Annotated in this window: 6 protein-coding genes and 1 riboswitch; of the genes, 3 read left to right on the forward strand and 3 right to left on the reverse strand. The window is 64.6% G+C overall.

Features of this window, described 5'->3' with window-relative positions; translation table 11 throughout:
* The 3 genes from AC16XC_RS11985 to AC16XC_RS11995 form a co-directional block, all read right to left on the reverse strand.
* Positions 1–590 (reverse strand): malate dehydrogenase (locus AC16XC_RS11985; protein ID WP_484034890.1); only part of this gene is annotated, 590 nt, incomplete at its 3' end.
* A 344-nt stretch (positions 591–934) separates the two neighbouring features.
* Positions 935–2,851 carry a putative bifunctional diguanylate cyclase/phosphodiesterase gene (locus AC16XC_RS11990; protein WP_484034891.1) on the reverse strand — a complete coding sequence of 639 codons (1,917 nt, stop codon included), beginning with the start codon at positions 2,849–2,851 and terminating at the stop codon, positions 935–937.
* Between the two features lie 138 nt (positions 2,852–2,989).
* Positions 2,990–3,286, reverse strand: coding sequence for a hypothetical protein (locus AC16XC_RS11995; RefSeq protein ID WP_484034892.1), 297 nt, complete (start codon positions 3,284–3,286; stop codon positions 2,990–2,992).
* A 212-nt stretch (positions 3,287–3,498) separates the two neighbouring features.
* Positions 3,499–3,701, forward strand: a riboswitch (cobalamin riboswitch).
* Positions 3,702–3,821: 120 nt separating this feature from the next.
* Here AC16XC_RS11995 and AC16XC_RS12000 point away from each other — a divergent pair.
* From AC16XC_RS12000 to AC16XC_RS12010, 3 genes are all read left to right on the forward strand, one after another.
* Entirely contained in the window at positions 3,822–5,693 is a 1,872-nt protein-coding gene (locus AC16XC_RS12000) for a TonB-dependent receptor plug domain-containing protein (protein WP_484034893.1), read from the forward strand.
* Complete coding sequence (locus AC16XC_RS12005; protein WP_484034894.1) at positions 5,687–6,502, forward strand: ABC transporter substrate-binding protein; 816 nt, start codon at positions 5,687–5,689, stop codon at positions 6,500–6,502. Before AC16XC_RS12000 ends, AC16XC_RS12005 begins: the two co-directional genes overlap by 7 nt.
* Positions 6,499–6,707, forward strand: a 209-nt coding sequence (locus AC16XC_RS12010; protein ID WP_484034895.1) for an iron chelate uptake ABC transporter family permease subunit, incomplete at its 3' end; no start/stop codon positions are given. The genes AC16XC_RS12005 and AC16XC_RS12010, both read left to right, overlap by 4 nt.

Raw genomic sequence — 6,707 nt, forward strand, 5'->3', positions numbered from 1 at the left:
GGGATGCCGCTGATCGTCGAATAGCTCAGCACCGGGACCATGGTGTCGCCATGCCCGCCGAGCACGAAGGCGTTGACGTCGCGCACCGACACGCCGAATTCCCAGGCGAGGAAGGTCGCGAAGCGCGCGCTGTCGAGCACGCCCGCCATCCCGACCACCATGTCATGGGGGAGGCCGGAGAATTCGCGCAGCGCCCACACCATTGCGTCCAAGGGGTTGGTGATGCAGATCACAAAGGCGCCAGGCGCGTGCGCCTTGATCCCCGCGCCGACCGATTTCATCACGCCGAGATTGATGCCGAGCAAATCGTCGCGGCTCATGCCCGGCTTGCGCGGGACACCGGCGGTGACGATCACGACATCCGCGCCGTCGATATCGGCATAGTCGTTAGTGCCCTTGATCGCGGCATCGAAACCTTCGATCGGGCCGCATTGCGCGAGGTCGAGCGCCTTGCCCTGGGGCACGCCCTCGGCAATGTCGAACAAAACGATGTCGCCGAGTTCCTTCTTGGCGGCGAGGTGGGCAAGGGTGCCGCCGATCATGCCGGCGCCGATAAGGGCAATTTTCTTGCGCCCGGGATTCTTGGCCATGATAAGTTGACGATCCTTGGCTGGTTATCTGGACTGGGGAACTGCCGTTGGCGCAATTCCTGCCCTCGTTGACAGGAAAACGTCCGGCTCGATTTCGCCCCTATGCCCCGTTTTCGCCTATTGCAACCGCGAAAAGGGCAAAATCGCCGACAATCTTTGCTAACAGTTCGCAATAGCGATAAATGATGGAAGATGTGACCAGATTGATGCGTTAATGCCCTCTCCCCGTCAGGGGAGAGGGTTGGGAGAGGGGGTGTCCGGAGCATTTCCCCTCTCTACTCCGGCTAGGCCGGTTCCCGGCCAAGCCTTCGTATCTCTCCCCTGAAGGGGAGAGAGCGGCGGGCCTAGCCCGCCTTGCGCACCGGCGAATCCTTGTCGCGTTCCTGGGCGAGCAGGGTGGCGGCAAGGTAGTCGGGCACGGCGCGGCTGAAATAATAGCCCTGGCCGAGCGTACACCCGGCATCGCGCACCGCGTGGACCTGTTCGATCGTCTCGAGCCCTTCGGCGACGATATCCATTTCGAGCCGCGAGCCCATTTCGGCCACCGCGCGGATGATCGCGTCGCTCTTCTTGCCGACATTGGCGCCCGAGACGAAGCTGCGATCGACCTTGATCTTCTTGAACGGGAACTTGTTGATATAGCCGAGCGAGGAATAGCCGGTGCCGAAATCGTCGAGCGCGAAGCGCACCCCGGCAGCCGCGAGTTCTTCCATGAACCGCGCGGTATTCTGGTTGTCGTCGAGGAACAGGCTCTCGGTGACTTCGAGTTCGAGCCTGGTCGGATCGAGCCTGGCCTCCTTCAGAGCGTTCAGGATTCCTAGCGCCGAGCCGGGCGCCTTGATCTGGAGCGGCGAGAGGTTGACCGCGATCGTGACTTCCTCCGGCCATTGCGCACAGGCGCGGGCGGCCTGCTGGGTGATCCAGTTGCCGAGCGTGATGATGACGCCGGTTTCTTCCGCCACGGGAATGAATTCGTCGGGCCGCAATTCGCCCTTTTCCGGGTGGAACCAGCGCACCAGCGCTTCGAAAGTCCTGATCCGCCCAGTGTCGAGATCGACGATCGGCTGGAAGAAGATCGAAAGCTCGTCGCGCTGGAGCGCCGAGCGCAGCTCGGCCTCGATCTCCTTGCGCCGCATCAGATTGCGGGTCATCGAGGCATCGAAGAAGCTGGTCTGGTTCCGGCCGTTGATCTTGGCATGATAGAGCGCGAGGTCGGCGCTCTGCATCACCGTGTCGAGATCGCCGCCATCGTCGGGCATCAGCGCGATTCCCATCGAGCTGCCGATCTCGAGCCGGTCGCCGTCGACGCGGAAGGGCTTGGAGATGTCTTCGAGCAGCCGGGCTGCGAGTTTCTCGCATTCCTCGCGGCTTTCGACTTCGCACACGACGATGAATTCGTCGCCGCCGAAGCGGGCGACCGTGGCCCGCTTGGGGACCGATTCACGCAGCCGCCGCGCCACTTCGGACAGCACCCGGTCGCCCACCGGGTGGCCGAGCGTGTCGTTGACTTCCTTGAACTTGTCGAGATCGAGCCAGAACAGGGCGAGCTTTTGCCGGTCGGCCATCGACATGAGCTTTTCGACCATCTCGTGATTGAGCCCGGCGCGGTTCGACAGGCCGGTGACAACATCGGTGCGGGCAAGGTCGCGCATCTTGTCGGCCATTTTCTGGCTGGTTTCGGCCGCGGCGATCGATTCCCGCAGCACGTCGAACACGTTGAAGGTGATCGAAACCATTGCCGGCAGGAGCAGCCCCATGGTGACGGCAATGGTGATGTGGACGAGGTCACCGGCAAGGGCACAAACGATGATGATCGGCAGGAGCGAGAGGAACAGCTGGCCGATCGCGATCATCGGGTGGCCGGCATTGCGAGCCGAGATGGCCACGCCATAGGCGATCGCATAGCTGACCATGAGCAACTGGACACTGGGATTGAGTTCGTATCCGATGGTCCCGGCGGCGATCAGCCCGACCAGGAAGGCATAGCTGAATGCGCCGATTTCGTAGAGCAGCACAAGCCGCCTGGTGTCGCCCTTGATGGTGGCGGATCCGAGCCTCGTCGCGGTGGCGACCCGCAGGATGGCGACCAGGGTCAGGGCAATCGCTGCTACGGCGAACAGGAGCTTGCCTGAAAGATAGGCGACCATGCCGGCCGTTCCAACGCCGCACAGGGCGCCGATCGCAAGGCTGGCAGGCTGCGTATAAAGCGACGCGACGAGTTTGTGGCGCACGCGATCGTCGAGCGCATCGCTGCCCATCATTCGCGTAAAAATGTCCTTGACCTTGTTGATAGGTCATCTCCTGCTCGCCGCCGGCCCGGCATACCGCCAAGAGGTCACCGAGTGGTTAAGAATGCCGTTACCTTTGTGTCCCCCGATTCATGCGGCTTTCACGTAACCTCAAGGTTCCGCCTGCAGGCCCGATTGCTGGATCGTCCGGCGGTCGAGCGAGCGGCCGATGGCGAGCCACCAGTGATAGGTCTCCCTGTCGCCCTTGAAGAACGCCCGTTCGGCCTGCTGGCGGGCGTGTTCGGCGGCCCCGATCCCGTGCCGGGCAGACTGCCGCAAGGCCGCATGCGCGATGGCGCATCGGGCGCCGTTGTCGTTGGCTGGCTCGCGGATGGCCGCCCTGGCTTGAGACCGCGAGAGGCGCGATTGTGGGCGGCGCACCGCCGCGACGGCAAACTTGATCGTCATGGAAAGACCCGAGGTTCGACTTTGTTGCGACGCCTTGTTGCGTCCTTGCCCGCGATTGTAATCTTCTACCGCTAAGCGATGGTGAGGGCACATGGTTTCCAAAAGCTTTCCGTCGCCTTTTCGGTTAGTTGCCAGTTCCCTTGGCCACCTCCGAGGCAAGGGCGCGGGACGCTAGGGAGCAGCCCATTGCATGGCCGCTCCGTGCCGCCTATCCCGGTTCCTGCGTCACGGGTTGCCCGCGCCGGACGAATGCCTGGCCGGGCCGAAGAGGGAAAGGGGTGGAATGCCCCTGCTGCCCCCGCAACTGTGACCGGGGAGCGATCCCGCCACGTGCCACTGCCTCGATCGGGGCGGGAAGGCGGCGGGAGAGCAGCGATCCGGGAGCCAGGAGACCTGCCCGCGGCGTGTCGTTCGGCCCTGGGGCGGGGTGTACCCAGAGCAGCGTCGGAAGCGCCGGCTTCACGCATGGGCGACGCAAGTCGTGGCGGGAGGGGCGGTGCATAGATCTGCAGTCTTGGCGGTAATCGCGGCTGGAATGCTTGCGTTACCGGTCTGTTCCCAGGACAGAAATGACGAGGACGAGCCGATCATTCTCGCTCATCCGCCGCGCGCGACCTACCTCACGGTGGTTGCCAGCGGTGACGAGGCGCGGATCGACAGTTTCGGGCAGGCAGTCAGCATAATTGGCGAGACCGAGATCCGGAAAGTTCAAGGCGGCGATATCGTCCGCGTGCTGGAGCGTATGCCGGGCGTCACGCTTGCTCGCAATGGCGGGCCCGGAAGCTTTACCGGCCTGCGCGTGAGGGGTGCCGAAGCCGAACAATTGCTGGTGCTGGTCGACGGCGTGGCGGTTGCCGACAGCGCTTCGCCGGGCAACGGCTTCGATTTCGGAAACCTGCTCCCCGGCGGGATCGGAAAGCTCGAACTGCTGCGCAGTTCCAACAGCACGATCTGGGGCAGCCAGGCAATTGGCGGGGTACTGGCGGTGGAAAGCGCCGGCCTTCACGGCGCCACCGCTTCGCTTGAATATGGCGGGCAGGGGATGCTTGCCGCGCAGGCCTCGGCGGGCCGAAGTTTTGGCGAGCTGGTCTATAGTGCCGACGTCGCCTTGCTCGACAGCGACGGCTTCTCTTCAGCCGCCGGAGGGTCTGAAGCCGATGGCTTCCGGCAACTGCAACTGGGCGGCAAGACGCAGTTTCACATTGCCGACCCGGTGCGATTGCGGCTCGGCCTGAATTTCCTCGACGCGCGGCTGGAGATCGACGGATTCCCCCCGCCGGATTACCTGCTTGGGGATACCGACGAATTCCAGGACACGAGCCGCATTTCCGGTTTCGCCGGATTCGACATTTTCGTCGACGATCTGAGGATCAATGGAACATGGTCGCTGTCCGAGACCAGGCGCGAAAATTACGATCCTTCGATCGGTGCGGACCCTGTCTATGCAACCGCCGGACGCGAACAGCGCGCGGGCTTGCGCGGGTTCTGGAGATTGACGGGCGAATTCCACGCGCATTTCGGCGGCGAACGGGTGTGGAACGAGTTTTCGACCTTGTTCGATGCGCAAAGGCGCGGCTCGAGCGCCGGAGCCTATGCCCAGGTCGGGCTTTCGACCGGAGCATTCGCGCTCAACGCAGGCGCGCGGATCGACGATCACGAGGGCTTCGGCAGCGAGTGGAGCCTTGGTGCCGATGCCGTCCTGGCGCTGGGCTATGGCTGGCGCCTGCGTGCCGCCCTTGGCGAAGGCTTCAAGGCGCCAAGCCTGTTCCAGCGCTATTCGGAATACGGCAACGAAGCATTGCAGCCCGAGCGCAGCCGCAGTTTCGATATCGGGCTGGAACGTGGCGATCGCAACGATGACTGGCATTTCGCGTTTTCGGCCTTTCGCCGCGAGAGCGAAGAATTGATTGGCTTTGTCTCCTGCTTCGCGGGGAGCACCGGCATCTGCGCCGACCGGCCCTTCGGGACCTTCGACAATGTCGGGCTGGCCCGTGCGCAGGGGATCGAACTCGAGGCTGCTTTCCGGCCAAGCGACTGGCTGCGGCTCCAGGGTGCTTGGTCCTATGTCGAGGCGAGCGACCGCACGCGGGAATCCGCTAACCAGGGCAACGATCTTGCCCGTCGCCCCCGCCATGCACTGACCCTTTCGGCCGATTGGGATTCGCAACTTGCGGGGCTGAATCTCGGCGCCGATTTGCGCATCGTCTCCTCGAGCTTCGACGATGCCGCAAACCTCGTTCCACTGGCCGGCTACCGCGTCGGCACGATCCGTGCGAGCATCCCGCTGACCGGGGAGGTCGAACTGTTCGGACGGGTCGAGAATATCTGGGACGAGCGCTACCAGACCGCTGCGGGCTATGGGACGCCTGGGCGCTCCGCCTATATCGGGGCGCGGGCGCAATGGTGAGGTCGATCGCCCTGTTCGCGGCGGCGTTTCTGGCCGGTTGCGGCGCGCAGTCAGGCGATGGTGGCGCCGCACATCCGACCATCGTTTCGCTCAATCCTTGCAGCGATGCGATCCTCACCGAACTCGCGGTGCCCGGCCAGTTGCTGGCGATCTCGCATTACAGCCACGATCCGCGCGCGAGCTCGATGGATCTCGCCGAAGCGCGACACTTCCCGGTTACCGGCGGCACGGTCGAGGAAGTGCTGGCGCTCGCGCCGGACGTGGTCGTCGCGGGCAGCTTCCTCCAGCCCGCGACCCGCAACGCTTTCGAACGGTTCGGGATCAAGGTGGCAACATTTGCGCCCGCGACGAATGTCGGGGAAAGCCTGGCCCAGGTGCGTGAGCTGGCCGCAATCGCCGGGCAACCGGCGCAGGGCGAGGCGCTGGTCGGCAGGATCGAGAATGCGTTGGCACAGGCGGCGCCGTCCGCGACGCTCGGTCCGATTGAAACGCTCGTCTGGCAGCAGGGCGGGATCGTCGCCGGTCAGGAGAGCCTGATGGCGGACCTGCTCGCCCGCACCGGCTTTGCCAACCACGCCGCAGCGCAAGGCTTGGGGCAGGGGGCCTATCTCCCGCTCGAAGCCCTGCTCGCCGAGCCGCCGCAACTGGTGCTGGCAACCGGCGACGACCGGACCCTGGCCCATCCGGCGCTGCGGGGCTTGCGCGGTGTCCGCTACGAGCGCCTCGATCCCGCGCTGCTCTATTGCGGCGGGCCGACGATCATCCGCACGGCCGGGCGGCTGGCGGAAATCTGGGACAGCGTTCGATGAACCGCGCTTCGCTCTGTCTCTTGCTCGCACTGATGGCCGCATTCCCGCTTTCGCTGCTCGCCGGGCGGGTGTGGATCGATCCGGCAGCCACCCCCAATGCCGCCGTGATCCTGATGGAACTGCGCCTACCGCGCGGGCTGCTCGCGCTGGTCATCGGCGCGGGGCTGGGCGCTTCGGGCGCGGCGATGCAGGGCTACCTGCGCAA

The sequence above is a fragment of the Candidatus Andeanibacterium sp. genome (assembly GCF_057143545.1).